Origin of the sequence: Haloechinothrix sp. LS1_15, from assembly GCF_033042135.1 — a bacterium.
GTDB lineage: Bacteria > Actinomycetota > Actinomycetes > Mycobacteriales > Pseudonocardiaceae > Haloechinothrix.
In genome coordinates, this window is the sequence record NZ_WBXM01000002.1 from 455423 (window position 1) to 476570 (window position 21148).

A 21148-nucleotide genomic window follows, 5' to 3' on the forward strand; every position below is an offset into this window, starting at 1 on the left:
ACGTTCAGCTCCCCAAGGGCCGATGGTGAGGTGTGGAATGAACGCGCCGTTCAGGCCATAGAGGGAGCCGAACGTGACGTTCAGCGCCTACACCGGGTGACGCTCCGCTAGGGCCAGTGGAAGTCCAGGGCGTCGCGTGCGTCGTTCACCTCGCCGCAGAGGTCGTCGGTCAGGGTGAGTGCGCTCGCCAGGTGCGCGCGGGCGGTCTTCGCGCGTTCGGAGGACGTTGTTGCCTCGTCGAGGGCCGAGCACGCGCGACGCAACTCGTCCTCCCAGGCGAACAGCCGCAGGGTCACCGCGCGGAGCACTTCAGCGGCCCGCGCGGCGGCGATGCGGTCGCTATCGAGCTCGCGGACGGCGAGCGAGCCGACATGCAGGGTCGGCGGTAGCTCGGGTCGCTCGGACACGATCAGGACCCGCAGCGGATCCGGCTCCGGTGAGTGAGTCATGGGTTCCTCCTCGGTTGAGTGCATGGCACGGATTCCACCGCAACTCGCTAGACGGCGCAACCGTTGTGCGAAGAAATATTTCTCAGCAACACTAATGGATGAATGCGAACTGTCACCCCTACGAATAAGCTGTGCAACGAATGGTTGCGAGCGGGAGCGAGGCATACGGATGAGCGAGGACTTCCGCCCTGGCGTACGGCTCCGGCGGGTGGCCAGGGAACTGCGGCGCTGGCGGGAGCAGCTGAATCTCACCGGAACCCAGGCCGCCAAGCTGGTGCGCTGGTCGCCGTCGAAGCTGAGCAAGGTCGAGAACGCTCAGCAGCCGATCCCCGGCGTGGACGTGCTCGCGCTGGCTATCGTCTACGAGATCGACGAGGCCGAGCGGGACCGAGTGTTCCGCGCCGCGCTGAGCGCCTCGGACCCCGGCTGGTGGCAGGACTACGACGAGGACGCGCTGGTCTCGGCCGCGCAGGACTTCGTGGAGCTGGAGTCCGAGGCCACGCTGCTACGCACGTTCAAGCCGGACCTGATCCCCGGTCTGCTGCAGACCGAACGCTACGCGATGGAGTTGGCGCGGGCATGGATCCCGCGACCGTCGGAGCTAACGGTGCGGCAACGTGCCGAGGCTCGCACCACCCGGCAGGCTCGGCTCACCGACGAGAACCCGCTGCACATCGACGCGGTGATCGGCGAGGCCGCGTTACGGCAACAGGTCGGCGGGCCGACGGTGATGCGCGCGCAGCTGGAAACCCTGCTCGACCGGGCCGCGCAACAGCACATCACGGTGCGCGTGCTGCCGCTGGGCGTCGGTGCCTACCCGGCGATGGGCACGTCGTTCGAGATGCTGTCCTTCGCCGAGGAGCACTACACCGATGTGGTCTACGTGGAGAACCTGCTCAAGGGCACCTACCTGGAGGAGCCGGACGAGGTCGAGGCGTATACTCGACAATTCGAAGGGGTGCGTGACAGCGCCCTCGACCCGGAGGCCTCGGCGGGCCGGATCCGGGAGATTCTCGCGGAGCCGGCCCCATGACCGTCGAAGGAAGTGCCCGATGTCCACGCCGGAGCTGGCCCAGGCACGGTGGCGTCGCAGCAGCCGTACGAATAACGGAGGCGGCAACTGCGTCGAGCTCGCGTTGCTGCCCGGCGGCACCGCCGTGCGCGACTCGAAGGACCGTGCCGGTGGCACCTTGACCGTTCCCCCCTCGGCTTGGCGCGCTTTCCACAGCGCGGTGGTGGCAGGCCGCGTCGACACCTGACGCCACCGCGGCGCGATTCGGGGTGTCAGAAGCCGGGTTCGGTATCGTCGGGTGGGGTGCCCTCCGGCCAGATGCAGGGGGAGGAGGCGCCGAGCGACAGGTCGCCTTCATCGCTGGTGCGGATGGACATGCGGAACGCATCGTCGTTGTGTTCGACATAGATCGAGCCGCGATCGCGGCGGTCACCGCGGATGCGGTAGTTGTTGGCTTCCCAATGGGCATAGAGCACGTCGAGGTACTCCCGGTTCTTCTCCTTCGGCAGGTCGTCCAGCCAGTAGGTCATACCTACCTGGTAGCGGCCTTGAGGGCCGCCGTCGGTCGGGTCTGTGCACGCGTCCGAGTAGTCACTGAGTTGCCGCAACGACGGTTGGTCGGGTAGGGCGGCGATGGCGTCGTGGAGGTGTTGTTCGGCGCGGTCGCGGGCTTGCTCTTCGGTGATGGTGGGTTCCATGGCGGGATCTCCGGTGCAGGCGGACAGCATGAGCAGTACAGCCAGCGCGAGGCTGAGACCGGTCGGCATTCTGGCTGCGTGTGCCGTGCGGCTGGGCGGTGTCGGCATGGGTGTGGGCTATTCCGTGGGGGTGGTCAGTGTGGTGTTGTCTTTGCCGGTCACGATCCGTCCCATGTTCTCCAGGGACTCGTTCTGACGGTCCCAGTATTCGGAGTGGGCTGCGGTTGAGTGGTTGAACGGGCCCCAGCCTTCGGTGCCGGGATCCGCCTCGAACTCCACCGCACCGAAGTCCTCGTCGACCGGTGACGTCCCCCAACCGTGCGAGACGTAGGCACCAGCCCGGATGATGTCGTTCTCGGCGGTGCTGGCGTAGACGTTGCCGGGGTCGATGCCGAGTTCGCTGGCGTGATCGACGCCGACGCCCGGGCTGCCGAGGAACACCATGTTGTCCGCGTGCAGTTCGTGATCGCGGGCGGTGTGGCCGATCACTGTCGAGCCGTAGCTGTGCCCGATTACGGTGTTGAGCCCGCCGCCGCCCTCGTGGGTGGCCTTGAGCCCGTCCTGGAAGCCTGCCAGATCGGCGCCTGCCTCGTCGGCGTACGAGCCACCGGTGGCCTCGGCCAGGTCTTGTGGCGCGTCGTAGCCGATCCACGTCACGGCAGCGGTCTCGGCTCCGGGCGCCTCACGTCCTGCTGTCTCCAGAATCCTGTCCGCTTTGCCGAGCTCGTTGCTCATCGACTCCAGCCCCGACCCTGTCCCCGGCACGTTGGTCACCGTGTTGTCGGCGGTGTCGGGGTTGCCGGTGGCCACGATGCCGCGCCCGTTGCCCTCGGTGGCGAAGTCCAGCAGGTAGGCCTGCGGCTCCGTCTCGGACGGCTCCCGTCCGAGACGGTCGTGGATCGCCTCCAGCCCGTTGTGGACATCGTTGAGCTGCCGCAGCTCGTTGTCCTCGGCCAGCGTGCGGTCGTCGCCGAGGGTGATCAGCGCGTCGCGGCGGGCGTTGACGTCGGCGAACTCGTCGGCGAACCGGATGCGGTTGGCGCGGTCCCGCGCTTCGACCGGGATGCCGTCCACGCTCCCGATCCGGTCGCCGTGGGTGTAGATCGCGGATTCCTGCTGCATCGGGGTCAGCTCGTCCCACCACTGCCTCACCCGCGCCGGTGACCAGTCGTCCTGGGGCAGCCGGCTCGGGGTGACGACGCTGCCGGAGCCGACTGCCCGCAGACCCAACCCGGCGTCCTCGGGCATCAGGTCACCCAGCTGCCGGGAAGCCACCTGATCGGCCTCGGTGGCGTCGGCGACGGCGGCCGCGATGGCCTCGTCGAGTTCCTCGGCCAGTGCCCGGTCCGCCGCGACCTGCTCGTCGCTGCGGAAGTCACCGGGTGCGTGGCCAGGAGGTGTGCTGACCTCGCCGGTCTCACGGTCGACGTGGACGATGCGGTGCGCCTCCGCCGTGGCGATCGCGTCGTTGACACGCCGCTGCGCGTCGGTGATCGCGTCCGACAGTGTTCGCAGCACCCGGGGGATACGGTCGATATACTCGGCCGCGGTGTCGTAGCCCGCGCGGACGCCATCGATGTGCTCCCTGGCCATCTCGGCGGCGTCACCGGACCAGCCGTCCAGCCCGCCGGTGGCCTGCTTGATGTCCAGCGCTGTCCCATCGAGCTCGCTGGCCAGGCGCGCCCACTGGTCGGCGATGTCGTCGTAGGCGCTCGGGTCGGCGTCCCGCAGATCCTGGAACGACACCATCACGCACCGCCGCCGCTGCCGATGCGGTCGAGCGAGTCGATGACCGCGACTTCCATCTCCTCGTAGGAGCCGTAGCTCTCCTGTAGCAAGCCACCGGTGGTCGCGGCGCGCTTGGACAGGTCGTCGAGCTGGTATCCCCACATGCCTGCCAGGGTGGCGAGCCTGCCGGTGGTGGCGAACCCGCTGTTGGCGCCGTCGTGGCGCTGGACAGCGCCGGTGAACTCGGCGTGTGCCCCTGCCGCCGCGTCGGCGATCTCCACGAACCGCTCGCCTGCCTCGGCGAGGCTCACCAACTGGTCGACCTCGAATCCGTCCGGCACACGTCCCCCTCACGTCGCTGACGTGACCTCGAGGAAGGTTAGCAAAGGTAGGGGGCCACGGCACGTCCGCCGGATGCTCCGCCCGTTGGCTGCCCTTCCGGGCTCAGCATTCGACGACGTTGAGCGCGAGGCCGCCGCGTGCGGTCTCCTTGTACTTGACCTTCATGTCGGCACCCGTGTCCCGCATCGTCTTGATCGCTTTGTCCAGGCTGACGGTGTGCGTGCCGTCGCCGCGTAGCGCCATCCTGGCCGCCGTGATGGCCTTGATGGCGGCGATGGCGTTGCGTTCGATGCACGGGATCTGCACAAGACCGCCCACGGGATCGCAGGTGAGCCCGAGGTTGTGCTCCAGCCCGATCTCGGCGGCGTTCTCCACCTGCTCCGGGGTGCCGCCGAGGACTTCGGCCAGCCCGCCGGCGGCCATCGAGCAGGCCGAGCCGACCTCGCCCTGGCAGCCGACTTCGGCGCCGGAGATCGAGGCGTTGTGCTTGATCAGCATTCCGATCGCACCCGCCGTGAGGAGGAACCGCACCACCCCGTCCTCAGTGGCGTGCGGCACGAACTGCCAGTAGTAGTGCAGTACCGCCGGAATGATGCCTGCCGCCCCATTCGTCGGGGCGGTGACGACCCGGCCGCCCGCGGCGTTCTCCTCGTTGACCGCGAGGGCGGCCATGGTGACCCACTCCATGGCCTGTAGGGGATCTCCGGTGCCTTCCGTGTTCTCGAGCTGCTTGCGCAGCTCCGCCGCCCGACGCCGGACCCGGAGGCCGCCTGGGAGCACGCCGGTCGTGCTCGATCCCCGGTGCACGCATTCGCGCATGACCGACCAGATCGCCAGCAAGCCCGCGACCACCTCGTCCGCGCTGTAGCGGGCGCGCTCGTTGTCGAGCATCAGCGAGCTGATCGTGCGCCTCGTGTGCCGGGTGTGAGTGAGCAGTTCGTCTGCGGTGGTGAAGGGGTAGGGCACCGGGGTGGAATCCTCGACGATCTGCTTCGCCCCGGCGGTATCCTCGTCGATGACGAACCCGCCGCCGATCGAGTAGTACGTGCGCACGGACACCGGGTCGCCGATGGCATCGAAACCGTGGAACAGCATCCCGTTGCTGTGGAACCCCAGTCGCTTGCGGCGGTGCAAGACGACGTCGGTGTCCATCGCGAAACGGATGGTGTGCCCTCCGGCTAGCGTGATCGTCTCGGTCGCGGCGACGGCGTCGACCGTCGGCCGCGCGGTGGTCGGTTCCACATCGTCCGGGGCGTAGCCTGCCAGCCCGAGTACCACAGCGGGGACGCTGCCGTGGCCGTGGCCGGTCGCTCCCAGCGAGCCGAACAACTCGACCCGTACCGAGGTGACCGTCTCCAGCAGGCCGCCGTCCCGCAACCCGTGCACATAGGATCGTGCGGCGCGCATCGGCCCTACGGTGTGCGAGCTGGACGGGCCGATACCGATGCGGAAGAGTTCGAAGACACTTAGGCTCATGACGAACCATCGCCCCCGGCGGCGCGGAGCACGTCGCTGACAGTGGCGTCGCGCCGCAAGTCGACAAAACGGGTATCCGGCCGGTACTTACCGGCCCCGGCGACGGAACGACCTCCCGCCTGCTCGTCCGCGATCATCCACATCACCGCCGGGGGTGTCTCCTCTGGGCGCGCGTCGGAGTAGGGAAGCGGCACCGCGCCTGCTGGGGTGAATCCGGCGGCGACGGTCGCCGACCGTCCCGCCGCGCGTCCCTGAGTGACACAGTCGGAGAAGTCGAGCGCCCCGGTGGCCGAGCCCGCCACCTGGAGGTTGGGCGGTGCGTCGCCGGGCACGTCGGCGCCGATACCCGGCGCGTACCGTAGCGAACCGCCTGCCTTGCTGAACAGGTGCAGCGCGGGGTTCCAACCCCCGGAGACCAGCAGGGTGTCGCAGGGCACGGTCCAGGAGCCGCCAACGGGCCCCGCACCGGTGCAGGTGACGTGCACATCGGTGAGCCGCTCGGTTCCTTCGGTTCCTGACACGGCCGATCCCGCCCACACCTTGATTCCTCGGGCGGCGCATTCCGCCGCGAGGTGTGGGGGCGGTGTGGTGCGCGTGTCGAGCACAGTCACCACGTCCACACCGGATTCGGTCAGCTCGATCGCGGGGGTGTAGGCGCTGTCGTTGGTGGTCAGTACCAACGCGCGGTCCCCTGGGCGGACGGCGTAGCGGTGCAGGTAGGTTCGAGCGGCGCCGGCGAGCATGATGCCGGGGCGGTCATTGTCGGGAAACGCCAGCGGCCTTTCGCGCGCTCCGGTGGCGACGACGGTCTGAGCGGCGTGGATACGCCAGACCCGGTGACGTGCACCGACCCCCGGAGCCCCGGCCTCGGGGGACTCGGTGAGGCGCTGCACGGCGAGCACGACGCCGTCCTCGTTGGCGTCGAACACCGTGGCGCGGTGCAGCACCCGCACATGCGGACACCCCTCGAGCTCCGCGGCGACCTCGTCGACCCACCGCAGGGCTGCCCCGCAGTCGAAGAACTCTTCGGAGCCGAGCAGCGATCCGCCCGCCCGCGGCTGATCGTCGACCAGCACCACGCGGGCACCCGAGCGCGCGGCCGTCAGTGCGGCCACCAGGCCTGCGGGACCGGCACCGAGCACCAGCACGTCGCCGTGCAGATGCTCGGTGCCGCCGCGCGCCGGGTCGGCCGGCTCGGGATGCCGCCCACTCCCGTTCAGGCCGCGAGCCACGAGACCGTCGCAGAGCTCGACAGCGGGAGCCGGCAGGCCCGGCTCCGCGAACGGCTGCTCGACCCGGACCAGCGCGCTGGGTTCGTCGGCGCCGGCTGTCGTGATGCCGCGCGGCCGCCCGTAGATGATACTCGTCGCGACCCGGTGCACACCGTTGGCGAGCAGGGCGGAGGCGAGCGTGTCACCCCGGTACCCGAGAAGCCGCCGACCGTTGAACGTGAACGGCACGGCAACGGTGCGATCGATCAGGCCACCGTAGGGCAGGCGGAAGTCAGCGATCATGGCGTCTCCGTCGTCATGTCGTTCTCGGGAGGCAGGGGTGTTGCTATATGCGCAACTCGTATCGTGATACGCAACACACAAACCCAATGTGCGGCCTTCGCGGTTCGCTGTCAAGCCTTCGACGTCGCCACCGTCATCTGCCGCGCCTGTGCGAGCCGACACGTGGATTAGAAGCCGGGTTCGGTGTCGTCGGGTAGGGTGCCCTCGGGCCAGATGCAGGGGGAGTCTGCGCCGAGGGAGAGGTCGCCTTCGTCGCTGGTGCGGATGGACATGCGGAAGGCGTCTTCGTTGTGTTCGACGTAGATCGAGGTGCCTTCATCACTGGGACGACGGTTGTCGCTGCGGATGCGGTAGTTGTTGGCTTCCCAGTGTGTGTAGAGGGTGTCGAGGTACTCGCGGTTCTTCTCGTTCGGTAAGTCGTCGAGCCAGTAGCCGCGTCCGACTTCGTAGCGGCCCTCGGGCCCGCCGTCGGTGGGATTGGTGCACTCGTCCGAGTAGTCGCTGAGTTGTCGCAACGAGGGTTGGCCGGAGAGGGCGGCGATGGCGTTGCTGAACGGGCCCCGGCCTTCGGTATCGGGGTTGCCGGTTGCCACGCCCGTTGCCCTCGGTGCCGAAGTCCAGCAGGTAGGCCAGCGGCTCCGCCTCGGCGAGGCTCGCCAGCTGGTCGACCTCGAATCCGTCCGGCACCCGTTCCACTCATGTCGCTGGCGTGACCCGGTGGACAGTTAGCAAAGCCGGTATCGGGAGACTGTGCCGTACCCACTGAGAGGGCGACGGTGTCTGGCTGCCGGTGTGGGTTACTCCTGCGGTTTGGCCGCCACCAGGCGTTCCACGATGCCGAGCTTGAATCGTTCCCTGGTATCGATCGTGTAGCCCGCAGCGCGGGCAAGGCGCAGCGGTCTGCGCAGGAAGTGCTCCCCGCCGAGCGGCACCGACACCAGCTCGATCCCGCGCTGGATCAGTCGCACCGGCCAGGCGCCGCCCTCGATGTGGTCGACCAGGATCAGCCGCCCGCCCGGCCGGGTCACCCGGTACATCTCGGCGATGGCGGTCTCCGGGTCGGGGATGGTGCACAGGCCAAGCGTGCAGACCACGGTGTCGAAGCTGGCGTCGTCGAACGGCAGCTCGTGCGCGTTCGCCTGCCGCAGCTCGACGTCCCGCCCGAGCTCGTCGGCGCGCTTGCGTGCGATGGCCAGCATCTCCTCGCTGAGGTCAACCCCGGTGAGGTCAATCTCCTCGGGGTAGGACGGGAAGTTGAGGCCGGTGCCGACCGCGACCTCCAACGTCTTGCCGACGGCCCGCGAGCAGGCCCAGGGGCGGGAATCCCCGAACAGGAGTCGGTCGGCGACCTTCATCTCCCGGTCGTAGGTGCGGGCGTGTTTGTCCCAGTAGCGGTGCCAGCGCTCGGTGCGGTTTCGCGAGGTCGCCATGACTCGCTTCCTTTCCTCGTCGCGGACAGCAGCGTGCGTTCTGGCCAGTCAACAACGCCTGTCGTCGCCACACTATGGGGAACCACCCTGAGATTCCCCTGAGTGGCCAGCCGCGTGGTCACTCGGTCAGTGCAGGTCGTGTAGCACGCTGAAGCTCTCGCCGTTGTCGTCCGAGTAGTGGATGGCGTCGTGGGTGGCGACGTAGACCTCTGCGGTCCCGTCCCGGTCGTGTGTGGTCAGCGCGGCAGGCTGGCCGTCCACCGATTCGCCTTCTGACCAGCTGTGCCCGCCGTCGGAGCTGGTGTGCACCGCACCTTCGACGCCGACACCCACGAGCCGGTCGGTCTCCGGCCAATCCACAAAGGCCAGCATTGGGGCATCGTCGAGGGCGTCGAACTCGTGCCCGCCGTCGTTACTCAGCTGGAGACCATCCTCCGTGGTGGCGACGAGGACGTCCGGGTCGTCGGGAGAGACCGCGATATCGGCCATCGCGGTGTCGCCGCGCGCGTCCCAGGTTTCGCGATCCTCGCTGACCAGGAACTCGCCGGATACCACGTCGAAGCCGTACACGCGGTCGTGGCGCGCTTCGAGGGCGTGGAAATCCGCCTCCCCGTACAGCGAGACGGGCTCCCAGGTCTCGCCCGCGTCCGTGGTCTCGATCAGACCCAGGTTGGCAGGATGCTCCGCATCGCCCTGCGCGGGATGGCCGCTGGCTACGAAGTGGTCCGGCCCGAGGATGTTGAAGCCCATGAAGTCGTGGAGGTGCCCCCCGATCCGCTCCGGCTGTCCGTCGTCCGGTGCCCGGAACAGCCCGAAGTGGGTGGCCACGTAGAGCTCGTCATCGGCCGGGTTGATGCCCAAACCGTGGATGTGCTCCATGCCGGGCTGATCCGCCTCCCCCGCTACGGGATCGTCGGCTTCGCCGTTGCCTGCCTCGCAGGCGGCAAGCGCCAGTATTCCGGTGGCCGCCAACGCCAGTGGCGCATGTCTGGTATGGGGTCGCTGGTGTCGGGTGCGCACAGCCACGCTCCTCATCCTGCCGCGCATCGATACAGATCCGATCTACTAATCGGCTTAGTGTAAATCCGGGCGGCCCGGGGTGTCTCGGCGGGTGCCTGCTTGCACACCCCGGGCCGGGACCTCATTGTCGGTCGAGCATGTCCCGCATCAGGTCGATCTCGGCTTCCTGCACCTCGATGATGTCCTCGGCCAGCTCGCTCGCCTCGGTGTTGATCCCGTCCTCCAGCTGGGTCTCGGCCATCTCGATCGCACCCTCGTGGTGCTCGATCATCATCTCCATCCAGAGGCGATCGAACTCCGCGCCCCTGGCGTCAGCCAGGTTCGCCATCTGCTCTTCGGACATCATGCCGGGCATGTCGTGAGCGGCATGGTCAGCGGCGTCGTGGGGCTCCGGCGCGGGCTCGCCCCACTCGTCGAGCATCGCCGTCATCGCCTCGATCTCCGGATCCTGCGCAGCCTCGACATCGGCTGCCAGTTCGCGCAGGTCCCGGTTATCGGTGCGTTCGGCAACCAGCTCGGCCATGACCACCGCTTGCTCGTGGTGGGGGATCATCTCCTTGGCGAAGGCGACGTCGGCCTGGTTGAACTCGGCGTCCGCCGCGCAACCCGCCAGCAGTGCCCCCGCAAGCAGCCCGGCGAGGGTGAGCCCGGTACGGGTGGTCGTGCGCATGGCAAATCCTCCGTTCTGTGGTGTCCGGTGTGTCGTCGAAAGCGCTGGTCAGTGCGGTCTGACTACACTCGGATCACACAGTGGCGGTGGAGGATGTCCCGGCCTGTGCGCCGCGGCGGTGGACGCTCCGGCGCTGTGATGGCTGGCGTGCATGGCGATACCGGCGGACCGTGACCGGGGATACTCAGCAGGCGCCGAAACAGTACCAGTACCGCGCCGATACCAGCACCGATGCCCAGGATCGCGAGGCACAGGTGCAGCACGTCGTGCAGGTCGAACCCACCGCCTGCCGGAAGCTGTCCTGCGGCGTTCGCGCCGTGATGCTCGGCGGCGTCGACCGCGGCGGCTGCGGGCTGCCCGTGATGCGCGGCGTCCCCGCCCGGCACCAGGTGATGCATACCCAGCACACCGGCGATGACGGCGAGCAGCAGTGCCCACCGAACGACCGTCCTCGCTGCGGGAACGCCCATGCGACGACGGTAGCGCGGACCAGCGCACGCGCGATCACCGCATTGCCGTGGGACGTGAACGGCTCGACGGCAACCCCGGCCCCGTTCAAATCCGAACGCCGTGCCCACGCAGCCAGACCAGCGGGTCGATCGGGGTTCCGTTGACGTGCACCTCGAAGTGCAGATGTGGTCCGGTGGACTGGCCACGGTTACCGACGGTGGCGATCTGCTGCCCCGCACGCACGCGCTGGCCGACGTGCACCAGGTTGCGGTCGTTGTGCCCGTACACCGTGATGGTGCCGTTGTCGTGCCGTACCCGGACCCACAGCCCGAAACCGCGTGCCGGGCCGGAGCTGATCACCGTGCCGTCCATGGCGGACACGATGGGCGTACCGATGATGTTGGCGATGTCGAGCCCGTAGTGGATGCTGCCGCCACGCGGGCCGAAGGTGGAGGTGATCCGGCCGGTCGTCGGGGCGACGACGCCGCCGGGATTCGTGGCACCCGCCGATGGGCCGCTGTTCTGGCTGCCCTGGCTCCCTTGAGCAGCCTGCTGCTGGGAGGCTTGCTGCTCGCGCTCGGCCTGCCACTCCTCGTGTCGCTGCCGCTGGCCCCGTAGCTCGTCGAGCTCGCGCTGCGCCTGCGCGTGTTCCTCCTTGAGCTCCTCGTGCCGGGACAGCAACATCTCCGTCCGCTCCTCGGCCTCCTGCTCAGCCGACAGGGCACGCTGATAGGTCCGCATGGCCTGCTCGGCGGCGCGTTCGGCCTCCTTCCTGGCACGCTCGGCCTCCTCCATGGCGGCCCGCGCCTCGGCCTCGCTGTTGCCCTTGGCCAGGCGAGCCTCGCGTACTGTTTCCTGCGCGTCCAGCCGCGAACCGCCCGCCGCGCCGAGGAGCTGCTCCCTGGCGAGCAGCTCCTCACGGCTGCCAGAGCCGAGGTAGGCGCTGACTGAACCCACCGTGCTTCCCTGCCGGAAGCTCGCCGCCGCGAACTCGTCGAGCTGCTCGCGGGCGGCCTGGAACTCCTCGTCGGCCGCCTCGGCCGCGGCGCGCGCACCCACCAGCTTGTTCTCGGCTTCCTCTGCGGTGGCGTTGGCGGCGCGTTCGGCCTCGCGGGCTTGGCTGGCCTCGTCGTAGGTGGCCGACAGTTCCATCTGGGCTTCGGTGAGCTCGGCGCGAGCCGAGGCGACCTCGTTGGTCAGGCTGCCGACCCGCTCTGCCGCCTCGCGCACCTCGGCGCGGCTGGAATCGATCTCCTCGTCGCCGGGGTTCGGGGGAGGCGTGGCCGATACAGGGCTCGGCATCACCGCGACCGCCAGTACGGCGATCGCCGCCGCGGTGACCGCGCGGACAGGGGCGGTCCGTTCGTGGCGCATGCCTGTCGACTCCTGTCTCGACGCTCCCTGGCGTGCCGTGACGACACGCTCGCCCCGGCAGCGCGGGCGACCGCTCCCGGGAGCGTGATTCATGCCAAAGCATAAACATCCGTCACATTGAGCTCAACGAGCACAGGCGTAACACCACCCGTTCAAGGGATGGGCGGTGTGCGTACTGGTGAGCGGTGACACAGCTTCATTGCCCTTGTTACCTATACCCCCTAAGGGTATATTACCTCGGTGAGTTCAGCCGCTGACGAGGAGGTTCACCATGGCAACGGGAACGGGCGCACCGGCGCACCATCGCGGCGAGCATGCTGCGCACGGTGCCGCGGAGCACGAAGGTGGGCACCAGCACGATCACGACAAGCATGCTGGCCACTCCGTGGCGATGTTCCGGAACCGGTTCTGGTGGTCGTTGGCGCTCGCGGCGCCCGTGGTGTTCTACAGCGAGCACCTGCAGCAGTGGTTCGGATACCAGGCACCGGCGTTTCCCGGATGGCAGTGGCTGGCGCCGGTACTGGGGACGGTGATCTTCTGCTACGGCGGTTGGCCGTTCCTCGCGGGCGCGCTCAGCGAGGCAAGGGACCGTAGGCCGGGCATGATGCTGCTGATCGGCATGGCGATCAGCGTCGCCTTCGCGGCCAGCATGGCCGCCAGCCTCGGCCTGTTCGCCGTCGAGGTGTGGTGGGAGCTCTCGCTGCTGATCGTGATCATGCTGCTCGGCCACTGGCTCGAGATGCGCGCCATCGGCCAGGCACGCGGAGCGCTGGCCGCCCTCGCCGAGCTGCTGCCGGACGAGGCCGAGCGGGTCACGCACCGCGGAGAGATCGAAACCGTCGCGGTCGGCGACCTTGTCGAGGGCGACGTCGTTGTGGTGCGGCCCGGCGCGCGGGTACCGGCGGACGGCACGGTGGTGGCAGGAACGGCCGACCTCGACGAATCCATGCTCACCGGGGAATCCACCCCGGTGACGCGCGGTGAGAGTGATCGCGTGGTCGCGGCGGCTGTCGCCACCGACAGCGCGATCCGGGTACGGGTCGAGGCTGTCGGGGAGGCCACCGCACTGGCCGGGATCGAGCGCCTCGTCGCGCAGGCGCAGGCTGCCACCTCCCGTACGCAGGTGCTTGCGGACCGCGCGGCGGCGCTGCTGTTCTACGTCGCCATCGCGGTCGCCGCCGTCACCGTCACGGTGTGGGCGGTGCTCGGCCAGCCCGATGCCGCGCTGGTGCGTTCGGTCACCGTGCTGATCATCGCCTGCCCCCACGCCCTCGGCCTGGCGATCCCGCTGGTGACGTCGATCGCCACCACCAAATCCGCCAGGAACGGCATCCTGGTCACCGACCGGCTCGCGCTGGAGCGGATGCGCGCGGTGGATGCGGTGCTGTTCGACAAGACCGGGACGCTGACCACGGGGGAACACACGGTGACCGGCGTGGCCGTCGCCGCAGACGGTGGGGTCGACGAGGATGGATTGCTGGCGCTGGCCGCAGGCGTTGAGACCGACAGCGAGCACCCGCTGGCGCGCGCCGTGGTGGCCGAGGCCCGGCGGCGTGGTCTCGAACCGGCTGGTGCCACCGGATTCCGCGCGATGACCGGCCGTGGCGTGCGGGCGACTGTGGCGGGCGAGTCCGTGGCGGTAGGGGGCCCAGCGCTCCTTCGCGAATACAGCACCGGGGTACCCGCAGGGTTGGCCGCTGCTATCGAGCAATGGGTCGCGCGCGGTGCGGCGGTGCTGCATGTGCTGCGCGGGCAGGATGTCATCGGCGCGCTGGCACTGGAGGACCGGCCACGGGAGGAGTCTCGCGCGGCGGTGTCCGCGCTGCACCGCAGTGGTATCACAGTAGCGATGCTTACCGGGGACGCGCGCCAGGTCGCCGAGTCCGTGGCCACCGATCTCGGCATCGACGAGGTCTACGCCGAGGTGCTACCCGAGGACAAGGACGCTGCCGTCGCCGACCTGCAGCAGCGCGGCTACACCGTGGCGATGGTCGGCGATGGCGTCAACGACGCCCCCGCGCTGGCCCGCGCCGACGTGGGGATCGCGATCGGGGCGGGTACCGATGTGGCGATGGAATCGGCGGGCATCGTGCTAGCCTCCGACGACCCGAGGGCGGTGCTCTCGGTGCGGCGACTGTCCCGTGCCGGATACCGCACCCTGCTACAGAACCTCTGGTGGGCCGCCGGCTACAACATCGCGGCGCTGCCGCTAGCCGCCGGTGCACTCGCCTGGGCCGGATTCGTACTACCCATGGCCGTCGGGGCGATGCTGATGAGCCTGTCCACGATCATCGTCGCGATCAACGCCCAGTTCCTCCGGCGCGTCGACCTCGCGCCCGATTCAGTCGGGCGCTGAATGTGCGAGCCGAAGGGCCCCTCGGGTGCATATGATGTACCGAAGGAGTCCTTCGGCTCGCACCCCCGTACCCCCTGATGCGGGGCGCGGGGTCGCTCACTCGTCGCGGCTCGGGTAGGCGTCGAGGGTGTAGCGGACGTTGGGGTCCCACATCAGCCACTCGTCGATGCCGTGGTCGGCGGTGGCCCTGATCTGCTCGCGTACCTGTTCGGCCCGGTCCCAAGCCCGGTAGTTGGTGTCCTCCAGCCACGGCACGATCCGCGCTCCGGTACCTTCGACCTGTTCGAGGAAGCCCTCCATGGAGCGGTAGATGATGTCGTAGGGCTGCCGGTTGGGTTCGGCGACGTCGTACTCCCCCGGACCCCAGTGGGAGGGATACAGCATGGGGGAGACGTAGTCGACGTGCTCGGCCATCCCGGGGATGTCCTGCGCGATCTCCGTGGGGCGGGTGGCTGCGATGCCGTACACCGACACCCCGTGGTCGACCGGGTACGGGGCGAGCCGCTCGGCCGCCTTGGCGGTGAAGTCGACGATGGCCTCTTCCATCGTCTGGCCGCCTGCATCGTCGGACAGGCCGGGCACGACCAGGTTCTCCGCAGGCCCGTCAGGGCGCCGGATGTAGTCCCACAGGATGGCATCCACCCCGGCCGCGGCGGCTTCTTCGGCGATGTCGAGGTTGTACTCCTGCACCTCGGGATGGGCGAAGCTGGTGAAGCCGCCGTAGCCCGCGTAGCGGTTGCCGCCCGGGGTCTGAATCACCCAGTCACGCTCGCCGTTCGACCAGGCGTAGTCGGCGAGTACCCCGTCCCGGAAAGCCACCACACGGCCGACGATGTGCAGCCCCCTGCTGTGAAGCTCGGTCACCGCCTCGGTGAGGTCGTACACGCCGGTCGCGGCGCCGCTGCGTTGGGCGAGCGGCACGTCGCTGTCGTAGCCGACCTTGCCGTCCTCGTCCTTGAGGTCGAGCTGCACGGTGTTGATTTGCCCGGCCTCGGCCATGCCGAGAATGCGGTCGCGGAAGGTGGGTGTGGCCCAGGCATGGGGCGTGACGTGCACGCCACGGACCTCGTCCACCTCAACGCGTGGCGGCACCACGGTGACCTCGACCGTTTCCCGCGTGGTATTGCCAGCCGGATCCACCGCCAGCACTGTCACTTCGGTGGTCTCACCCGTATCCGCGTCCACTTCGGTCGCGAACGCGCCGTCACCGTCTACGGGGACATCCGAGCCGTCAACGAGCACGCGCGCGCCCGGCTCGGTGGTTCCTGCCAGCTGCCCGTCCTCGACCAGGGTCTGCGCCTCGCCCGGTTCCGAGATCTCCAGGGGTGGCGGTTCGGTATCGATTTCGAAACGCCACGTGTGGTGCACGGTGGCGTCGTCGGGAACGACGGCGCCCGCCGCATCGTCTCCGGCGATGTCGCGCGACTCCACTACCGACAGTGCGTGCTCGCCGTCCGGCAGGTCGGTGGGTGGTTCGTAGCGTAGTGACCCGTCCCCGCCGGTTGCGTCCTCGGTGACGTCACCGACGCCGTCGAGGACGAGGCGAAGGTCGTCGAGGATCCGGGGAGGGTTCACATCGACAGTAAAATGAAGTTCATTACGCGTTTCCGAGCCGACAACGACGTCGTCTCCGGAACCGCCGAAGGCCAGGTCGGCCTCCTGCGCGGCCGTGGTGGTGCAGCCGGTGACAGCGAGGGCGACCACGAGAAATCCATACCGGGCCACCGCGCGAGGAGGCTGGGATGATCCGATCCCTTGCTGCTTTCGTCCTGTCCGCCCTGCTTGTCCTGTCCGCCTGCACACCAGCCGATGACGATCCCTCGCCCGATGAGACGAGTCCGGATCACGCCGAGTCACCAACCCCCAGCCCCTCGCCATCACCGGAATCCTCCCCCGAACCCGGGGTGGATCCGGCCGATGTGGATGCTAACGAACTTGGTGAGATCCCCGTATTGATGTACCACCGCATCCTCCCGGACGGCGGGGGCGACTACGACGTCACCCCGGACGAGTTCCGTTCGGAGCTCGCCTACCTCCACGAGCACGACTACCGTCCGATCCGGACTGTCGATCTGGTACGTGGAGAGATCGACGTGCCCGCCGGGACTACCCCGGTGGTGCTGACCTTCGACGACTCGACACGAGAGCAGTTCGCCATGACCGGCGACGGCGAGGCCGATCCGGACACGGCTGTCGGCATTCTTCTCGAGTTCGCCGAGGAGCATCCCGACTTCACCCCGACAGGTTCATTTTACGTGTTGGAGTCCCTCTTTGGCGCTACCGCCGATCGAGGGAAACAGCTCCTACGCCAGTTACACGAGTGGGACTTCGAGATCGGTAATCACACTGCCTCGCATGCGAACCTCAGCCGGCTCAGTGACGCTGAAGTACAGGCCGAACTGGTCGGTGGAATGCTCAGCATCCGGGATGCGATCCCGGATGCTGAGGTAGCCACAATGGCGCTTCCCTACGGGGCGCGCCCCGCCGACCACTCGCTTGCTCGCGAGGGAAGCCACGACGGCCACGAGTACCACCACGAGGGTGTGCTGCTTGTGGGCTCCAATCCGGCGGCGTCGCCCTTTTCGACGGAGTTCGATCCGATGGCGATCCCGCGCATCCGGTCCGCACCGTCCTGGGACGGTGAGCGGGACTTCGGCTCCGGCTACTGGCTCGACCTTCTCGAACGACAAGCGGAGCGTCGTTATGTTTCCGATGGCGATCCGACAACGATTTCGTTTCCCGAGCAGTACGGCGACCGCCTCGATCCGGAGTTCGCCGAGCGCGCCAACCCCTACTGACCGATTCCGGGTTCCGGGACGGGGGTGCCCGCTGTGCCGCTGCCGCCGCCCCGTGGCCACCCCGGTGTACTAATCTGATTCGGGCTGTTGTGAAAGGAGGCGGGTGTGCGCGGGTTCGGTGAGCTGGAAGCGGCGATCATGGATGTGCTGTGGTCGCTGGACACCCCCGCTACTGTCCGTGACGTCCTCGAACAGCTCAAACCGCAACGGGACCCTGCGTACACCACGGTCATGACCGTCATGGGCATCCTGCACGACAAGGGATGGCTACACCGCGAGCGCGACGGAAGGGCCTGGCGGTACGAGCCGACCACCACGAGGGAGGAACACGCGGCCCGCCTGATGCGGGAAGCGCTCGGCGACGACGTCGATGCCGGAGCCGTGTTCGCGCACTTCGTGGCAGCGGCTTCCACCGAGGAATCCGAGGCGTTACGCGAAGCGTTGCGGGGGCGCGGCACGGAGCGGTCGCTATGACGGCTGCCGCGTGCTTCGCGCTCTACGGGCTGCTGGTCGCAGCGTTGGCTCCTCGGGTGCTGCGCGGTGACCGCGCGGTCCAGCGCGTCCCCCGGGTCGGCATCGCCCTGTGGCTGGGAGCGGTGTGCAGCGTGCTGCTCGCCGGGCTCGCCGCGGCGCTGGTGGTCGGCCTGCACACGGCGCTGGCGATCGGTAGCAGCGAAGTCGTGATGAGCGCGTGCCTGGCAGGGCTGCACACCTCGGGATGTGTCGGCGCGGTGCACGCGGCCGGGCTCTACGGCGACCTGCTCGGCCTGCTGCTCGCGGTGATGAGCGTGCTCGTGACCGGCGGCGTCGTGATCGGCGGGTTCCGGGTCGGGTTGATCGCCACGCGGGTGCACCGCGCGGGTAAGCACCACGCCGAGGCCGTACGGCTGGTGGGACACGACGCACCGCAGCTCGGTGCGGGAACGGTGGTGCTCGACGCCGCCGAACGCGCGGTTTACTGCCTGCCCGGCCGTGGCCGGGCGGTTCGCGACCACGCCGCTGTCGACGGCGGTAACGCCGCGGGCACGGTGGTGGTCACCAGGGGAGCGCTGGAGACCCTGTCCAGGGATGAGCTGGCGGCGGTGCTCGCCCACGAGCGGGCGCACCTGGCCGGGCACCATCACATGGTGCTGTCGCTGCTGTGCACGCTGAGCCGGTCGTTCGGCGCGATCCGGCTGTTCCCGGAGGCCGAGCGGGAGGTTCGGCGCCTGCTGGAGATGTGCGCCGATGACGCCGCTGCGCGACGGCACTCGTCGACCAGCCTGGTCACCGCCCTGCTGGCCATGTCGTCCTGGCGAGCGCCAGGGGCAGCGCTGGGTGCGGCCGGGGGTGACGTGCACGCGCGCGCTCGCCGGTTGCTCGAGCCCGCCACCGAGGCGCAGCGCTGCGCGTCACGGCGCGCGCTGATGAGGACTTTCCTCGGCGCCGGGGTGGCGCCGACCGCGACCATGCTCGCCATGGCGCTTTTCGGCTGCGTCGCGTTGCTGACCTGACGGGCTACCATGGGCGGTCGCGGGGTACGGCACAATACCGGGGAACGGGACGGCGGTCGTCCATACAGCGAACGGTCCTCGTCATCGAGGACGAGACCAAGCTTAGCGTCGTGGTGGGCAGCTACCTGGAACGCCGCGGCTATCGGGTACTGCAGGCTGATACCGCCGTACGGGGGCTGGAGCTCGCTCCTTCGGCCGACCTGATCGTCCTTGATCTGCGGCTACCCGACCGATCGGGCGAGGAGCCAGCTGAGCGGGCGATCGACGCCCACGTCAAGAACCTGCGTCGTAAACTGGGCGACCGTGGCACGGTGGATCACCTGATCGTCACGGTTCCCGGTGTCGGCTACAAGCTCGCCGTGGAGCGTGATGCGTAGCGCCCGGCGCCGCTGGTGGGCCGGGCGGCTGGCCCGGCGGCTGATGCTGGCGTTGGTGGCCACCGCGATCGCGGCGTCCGCACTGACCGCGCTAGGGGTGAACCTCGCCATCGACGCCCGGTTCGACGCCTACCTCGAATCGCAGCGTGAGGCGCGCGAGCAGCAGGTGGTCGCGGCCCTTGCCGCCGACTACGCGCGGCACGGCGACTGGCGCAGCGAATCGCTGGACGAGCTCGCGCCCGGGATGATGATGTCCGGCGCCGAGGTCGACGTGCTCGACCAGGACGGGCGGTGTGTCTGGAGCGCGTCGGAGACCTCCATGGGTCCGGGCATGATGGACATGCACCGCGACATGATGGGCACGCATCGGGAGATGATGGATCTCCCGGAGCTCGGCCCTACCCGAGAGCTGCGGGTCGTGGTCGACAGCGAGCAGGTGGGAACCGCGGTGGTGCGGGTGCCCGAGGCAGCGCTTCCCGCGGCGGACGAGGAGTTCCGGGATACCGTCAACCGGCTATTGCTCGGTGCGGCACTGGCGGCGGCCGTGCTGGCGATGACGGTGGGCGTGCTGCTCGCGCGCCGCACCACGGTCCGGGTGGCGGAGCTGACCACCGCCGCCGACGAGCTCGCGGCTGGCAAGCGGGAGCGTCGCGCGGCGGTGTCGGCGCGTGACGAGATCGGTGAGCTGGCCGCCTCGTTCAACGCCGTGGCCGACACGGTGGCGCGCGAGGACGACCTACGCCGCACGTTCGCGTCCGACATAGCCCACGAGCTGCGTACACCGCTGTCCGTGCTGCGTGGTCAGCTGGAAGCCGTCCGCGACGGCGTCACCGACCCGGATCCGGAGGTGATCGGTGCGCCGCACGAGGAAGCGCTCCGGCTCAGCAGGCTGGTGGCCGACCTGGAGGCCATGGCCGACGCGGACGCGGCGTGGTTCACCCTGCGCCCCCGCACCGTGGCGCTGCGCCCGTAGGTGGACGAGATCCTCGGCGGTGTCAGCGACACCGTCGAGGAGAAGCGCCTGGAGCTGGTTACGGACCTGGCGGAGGTCTCGGCGGCAACCGAGCCGGTCCGGTTCCGCCAGATCGTGGGCAACATCGTGAACAACGCCGTCGCCTACACCCCGGCCGGTGGGCGGATCACGGTCACCCTCGCGGGGCGGGATCGGACAGCCGCGCTGGTGGTGACCGACACCGGACCGGGGATCGCCGAGGACGAGCGGGCACACGTGTTCCGACGATTCTTCCGCGGTGCGTCGTCAGGGCAGGCAGGCTCGGGTATCGGGCTCGCGGTCGCGGCCGAGCTCGTGGCCGCGCACGGCGGTGACATCTCCGTCGACAGCGAACCAGGGTGGGGAAGCCGGTTCGTGGTCCGGCTGCCGGTCGACGGGCCCGAGGGCTCGGTCCCGGCGTTCATCGGATCTTCACAAGCCCGCCCTACCGTCGACCGTGATTGAGGCAGCCACCCGGCAAGGGAGTGAGTGCGATGAGGATGACAGGTCCGCTACGGATCGTTCTGGCCGCTGTCTCCGCGGTGGCGGTGGGAGCCGGGCTCGTCGGTGCCGGTGCGGCTATCGCCGGTCCCACTGAGCGGTACCCCGGCCCAGCCACCACCGTTCAGCAGACCGACGTCGACACCGAGCGGGGTGACGGTGACATGGAGCGGCATATGCGCCAGATGGATGAGTGCATGAACGAGATGCTGGACACCATGCCGCGGGAGATGTGCGAAACGGCCGAGCGCATGCACGAGGAGATGCACCCCATGATGGAACGGATGATGATCGGCGGGGAGCACATGCCGATGGGGGAGATGCCCATGGGCGATATGCCGATGGACGGCGGGGAGATGGGCTCCGGCATGGGCGGCATGATGGGCAACTGACCACCCCGGCCGGGGGAACTCGCTATGGCGGTATGCCCTGGCGAACGGGGCGCCGGGCTCGCTCCGTTCGACACATG

General features: G+C 68.9%; 23 protein-coding genes. 10 read left to right on the forward strand and 13 right to left on the reverse strand.

What is annotated here, in order from left to right:
• Nucleotides 1-107: 107 nt before the first annotated feature.
• The gene (locus tag F8178_RS04945; RefSeq protein ID WP_317493429.1) at nucleotides 108-449 is read right to left on the reverse strand and encodes a hypothetical protein; all 342 of its coding nucleotides are present in this window, start codon (nucleotides 447-449) and stop codon (nucleotides 108-110) included.
• A gap of 169 nt (nucleotides 450-618) precedes the next feature.
• Between F8178_RS04945 and F8178_RS04950 the strand changes: the two genes are divergently transcribed.
• Complete coding sequence (locus tag F8178_RS04950) at nucleotides 619-1482, forward strand: helix-turn-helix transcriptional regulator (protein WP_317493430.1); 864 nt, start codon at nucleotides 619-621, stop codon at nucleotides 1480-1482.
• 19 nt (nucleotides 1483-1501) lie between these two features.
• Complete coding sequence (locus tag F8178_RS04955) at nucleotides 1502-1708, forward strand: DUF397 domain-containing protein (RefSeq protein ID WP_317493431.1); 207 nt, start codon at nucleotides 1502-1504, stop codon at nucleotides 1706-1708.
• Between the two features lie 25 nt (nucleotides 1709-1733).
• Here the strand turns inward: F8178_RS04955 and F8178_RS04960 are convergent, their stop codons facing one another.
• The 11 genes from F8178_RS04960 to F8178_RS05010 all read right to left on the reverse strand — a co-directional run bounded on the left by F8178_RS04960 (nucleotide 1734) and on the right by F8178_RS05010 (nucleotide 12163).
• Nucleotides 1734-2228 (reverse strand): hypothetical protein, encoded by a 495-nt coding sequence (locus F8178_RS04960; RefSeq protein WP_317493432.1) that lies wholly within the window; start codon nucleotides 2226-2228, stop codon nucleotides 1734-1736.
• A gap of 48 nt (nucleotides 2229-2276) precedes the next feature.
• Complete coding sequence (locus tag F8178_RS04965) at nucleotides 2277-3908, reverse strand: alpha/beta hydrolase (RefSeq protein WP_317493433.1); 1632 nt, start codon at nucleotides 3906-3908, stop codon at nucleotides 2277-2279.
• A complete protein-coding gene (locus F8178_RS04970) occupies nucleotides 3908-4228 on the reverse strand; it encodes a hypothetical protein (RefSeq protein ID WP_317493434.1) in 321 nt (106 codons plus the stop codon). The genes F8178_RS04965 and F8178_RS04970 overlap by 1 nt, the downstream gene beginning before the upstream one ends.
• Nucleotides 4229-4331: 103 nt before the next feature.
• On the reverse strand, nucleotides 4332-5705 hold the full coding sequence (locus F8178_RS04975) for an L-serine ammonia-lyase (RefSeq protein WP_317493435.1): 1374 nt from the start codon (nucleotides 5703-5705) through the stop codon (nucleotides 4332-4334).
• The gene (locus F8178_RS04980; RefSeq protein WP_317493436.1) at nucleotides 5702-7219 is read right to left on the reverse strand and encodes an FAD/NAD(P)-binding oxidoreductase; all 1518 of its coding nucleotides are present in this window, start codon (nucleotides 7217-7219) and stop codon (nucleotides 5702-5704) included. Before F8178_RS04980 ends, F8178_RS04975 begins: the two co-directional genes overlap by 4 nt.
• A gap of 167 nt (nucleotides 7220-7386) precedes the next feature.
• Complete coding sequence (locus F8178_RS04985) at nucleotides 7387-7812, reverse strand: hypothetical protein (RefSeq protein ID WP_317493437.1); 426 nt, start codon at nucleotides 7810-7812, stop codon at nucleotides 7387-7389.
• 204 nt (nucleotides 7813-8016) lie between these two features.
• Complete coding sequence (locus F8178_RS04990; protein WP_317493438.1) at nucleotides 8017-8649, reverse strand: methyltransferase domain-containing protein; 633 nt, start codon at nucleotides 8647-8649, stop codon at nucleotides 8017-8019.
• A gap of 126 nt (nucleotides 8650-8775) precedes the next feature.
• Nucleotides 8776-9669, reverse strand: coding sequence for a F510_1955 family glycosylhydrolase (locus tag F8178_RS04995; protein ID WP_317493439.1), 894 nt, complete (start codon nucleotides 9667-9669; stop codon nucleotides 8776-8778).
• Nucleotides 9670-9790: 121 nt separating this feature from the next.
• On the reverse strand, nucleotides 9791-10339 hold the full coding sequence (locus F8178_RS05000; protein ID WP_317493440.1) for a DUF305 domain-containing protein: 549 nt from the start codon (nucleotides 10337-10339) through the stop codon (nucleotides 9791-9793).
• A 62-nt stretch (nucleotides 10340-10401) separates the two neighbouring features.
• Nucleotides 10402-10809, reverse strand: a complete 408-nt coding sequence (locus F8178_RS05005; protein ID WP_317493441.1) for a DUF6153 family protein — start codon at nucleotides 10807-10809, stop codon at nucleotides 10402-10404.
• 85 nt (nucleotides 10810-10894) lie between these two features.
• On the reverse strand, nucleotides 10895-12163 hold the full coding sequence (locus F8178_RS05010; protein ID WP_317493442.1) for a peptidoglycan DD-metalloendopeptidase family protein: 1269 nt from the start codon (nucleotides 12161-12163) through the stop codon (nucleotides 10895-10897).
• Nucleotides 12164-12434: 271 nt separating this feature from the next.
• Between F8178_RS05010 and F8178_RS05015 the strand changes: the two genes are divergently transcribed.
• Nucleotides 12435-14519: a heavy metal translocating P-type ATPase gene (locus F8178_RS05015; protein WP_317493443.1), complete on the forward strand. Its 2085-nt coding sequence runs from the start codon at nucleotides 12435-12437 to the stop codon at nucleotides 14517-14519.
• 96 nt (nucleotides 14520-14615) lie between these two features.
• Here F8178_RS05015 and F8178_RS05020 read toward each other — a convergent pair whose 3' ends face one another.
• Nucleotides 14616-16223: a putative glycoside hydrolase gene (locus F8178_RS05020; protein WP_317493444.1), complete on the reverse strand. Its 1608-nt coding sequence runs from the start codon at nucleotides 16221-16223 to the stop codon at nucleotides 14616-14618.
• A 38-nt stretch (nucleotides 16224-16261) separates the two neighbouring features.
• Between F8178_RS05020 and F8178_RS05025 the strand changes: the two genes are divergently transcribed.
• The 7 genes from F8178_RS05025 (at nucleotide 16262) to F8178_RS05055 (ending at nucleotide 21071) form a co-directional block, all read left to right on the forward strand.
• Complete coding sequence (locus F8178_RS05025) at nucleotides 16262-17317, forward strand: polysaccharide deacetylase family protein (RefSeq protein ID WP_317493445.1); 1056 nt, start codon at nucleotides 16262-16264, stop codon at nucleotides 17315-17317.
• 105 nt (nucleotides 17318-17422) lie between these two features.
• Nucleotides 17423-17791, forward strand: a complete 369-nt coding sequence (locus F8178_RS05030; protein ID WP_317493446.1) for a BlaI/MecI/CopY family transcriptional regulator — start codon at nucleotides 17423-17425, stop codon at nucleotides 17789-17791.
• Nucleotides 17788-18810 (forward strand): M56 family metallopeptidase, encoded by a 1023-nt coding sequence (locus F8178_RS05035; RefSeq protein WP_317493447.1) that lies wholly within the window; start codon nucleotides 17788-17790, stop codon nucleotides 18808-18810. Before F8178_RS05030 ends, F8178_RS05035 begins: the two co-directional genes overlap by 4 nt.
• Before the next feature lie 110 nt (nucleotides 18811-18920).
• Nucleotides 18921-19187, forward strand: a complete 267-nt coding sequence (locus tag F8178_RS05040; RefSeq protein ID WP_317493448.1) for a DNA-binding response regulator — start codon at nucleotides 18921-18923, stop codon at nucleotides 19185-19187.
• Nucleotides 19180-20160 (forward strand): histidine kinase dimerization/phospho-acceptor domain-containing protein, encoded by a 981-nt coding sequence (locus F8178_RS05045; RefSeq protein ID WP_317493449.1) that lies wholly within the window; start codon nucleotides 19180-19182, stop codon nucleotides 20158-20160. Before F8178_RS05040 ends, F8178_RS05045 begins: the two co-directional genes overlap by 8 nt.
• Nucleotides 20161-20643 (forward strand): HAMP domain-containing sensor histidine kinase, encoded by a 483-nt coding sequence (locus F8178_RS05050; protein WP_317493450.1) that lies wholly within the window; start codon nucleotides 20161-20163, stop codon nucleotides 20641-20643.
• 29 nt (nucleotides 20644-20672) lie between these two features.
• A complete protein-coding gene (locus F8178_RS05055) occupies nucleotides 20673-21071 on the forward strand; it encodes a hypothetical protein (protein WP_317493451.1) in 399 nt (132 codons plus the stop codon).
• Nucleotides 21072-21148: the final 77 nt, after the last annotated feature.

Coding starts and splice junctions, on each gene's coding strand:
- F8178_RS04945 (WP_317493429.1), bottom strand. CDS start 449: ATGACTCACTCACCGGAGCCGGATCCGCTGCGGGTCCTGATCGTGTCC.
- F8178_RS04950 (WP_317493430.1), top strand. CDS start 619: ATGAGCGAGGACTTCCGCCCTGGCGTACGGCTCCGGCGGGTGGCCAGG.
- F8178_RS04955 (WP_317493431.1), top strand. CDS start 1,502: ATGTCCACGCCGGAGCTGGCCCAGGCACGGTGGCGTCGCAGCAGCCGT.
- F8178_RS04960 (WP_317493432.1), bottom strand. CDS start 2,228: ATGCCGACCGGTCTCAGCCTCGCGCTGGCTGTACTGCTCATGCTGTCC.
- F8178_RS04965 (WP_317493433.1), bottom strand. CDS start 3,908: ATGGTGTCGTTCCAGGATCTGCGGGACGCCGACCCGAGCGCCTACGAC.
- F8178_RS04975 (WP_317493435.1), bottom strand. CDS start 5,705: ATGAGCCTAAGTGTCTTCGAACTCTTCCGCATCGGTATCGGCCCGTCC.
- F8178_RS04980 (WP_317493436.1), bottom strand. CDS start 7,219: ATGATCGCTGACTTCCGCCTGCCCTACGGTGGCCTGATCGATCGCACC.
- F8178_RS04990 (WP_317493438.1), bottom strand. CDS start 8,649: ATGGCGACCTCGCGAAACCGCACCGAGCGCTGGCACCGCTACTGGGAC.
- F8178_RS05000 (WP_317493440.1), bottom strand. CDS start 10,339: ATGCGCACGACCACCCGTACCGGGCTCACCCTCGCCGGGCTGCTTGCG.
- F8178_RS05005 (WP_317493441.1), bottom strand. CDS start 10,809: ATGGGCGTTCCCGCAGCGAGGACGGTCGTTCGGTGGGCACTGCTGCTC.
- F8178_RS05010 (WP_317493442.1), bottom strand. CDS start 12,163: ATGCGCCACGAACGGACCGCCCCTGTCCGCGCGGTCACCGCGGCGGCG.
- F8178_RS05015 (WP_317493443.1), top strand. CDS start 12,435: ATGGCAACGGGAACGGGCGCACCGGCGCACCATCGCGGCGAGCATGCT.
- F8178_RS05025 (WP_317493445.1), top strand. CDS start 16,262: ATGATCCGATCCCTTGCTGCTTTCGTCCTGTCCGCCCTGCTTGTCCTG.
- F8178_RS05035 (WP_317493447.1), top strand. CDS start 17,788: ATGACGGCTGCCGCGTGCTTCGCGCTCTACGGGCTGCTGGTCGCAGCG.
- F8178_RS05045 (WP_317493449.1), top strand. CDS start 19,180: ATGCGTAGCGCCCGGCGCCGCTGGTGGGCCGGGCGGCTGGCCCGGCGG.
- F8178_RS05055 (WP_317493451.1), top strand. CDS start 20,673: ATGAGGATGACAGGTCCGCTACGGATCGTTCTGGCCGCTGTCTCCGCG.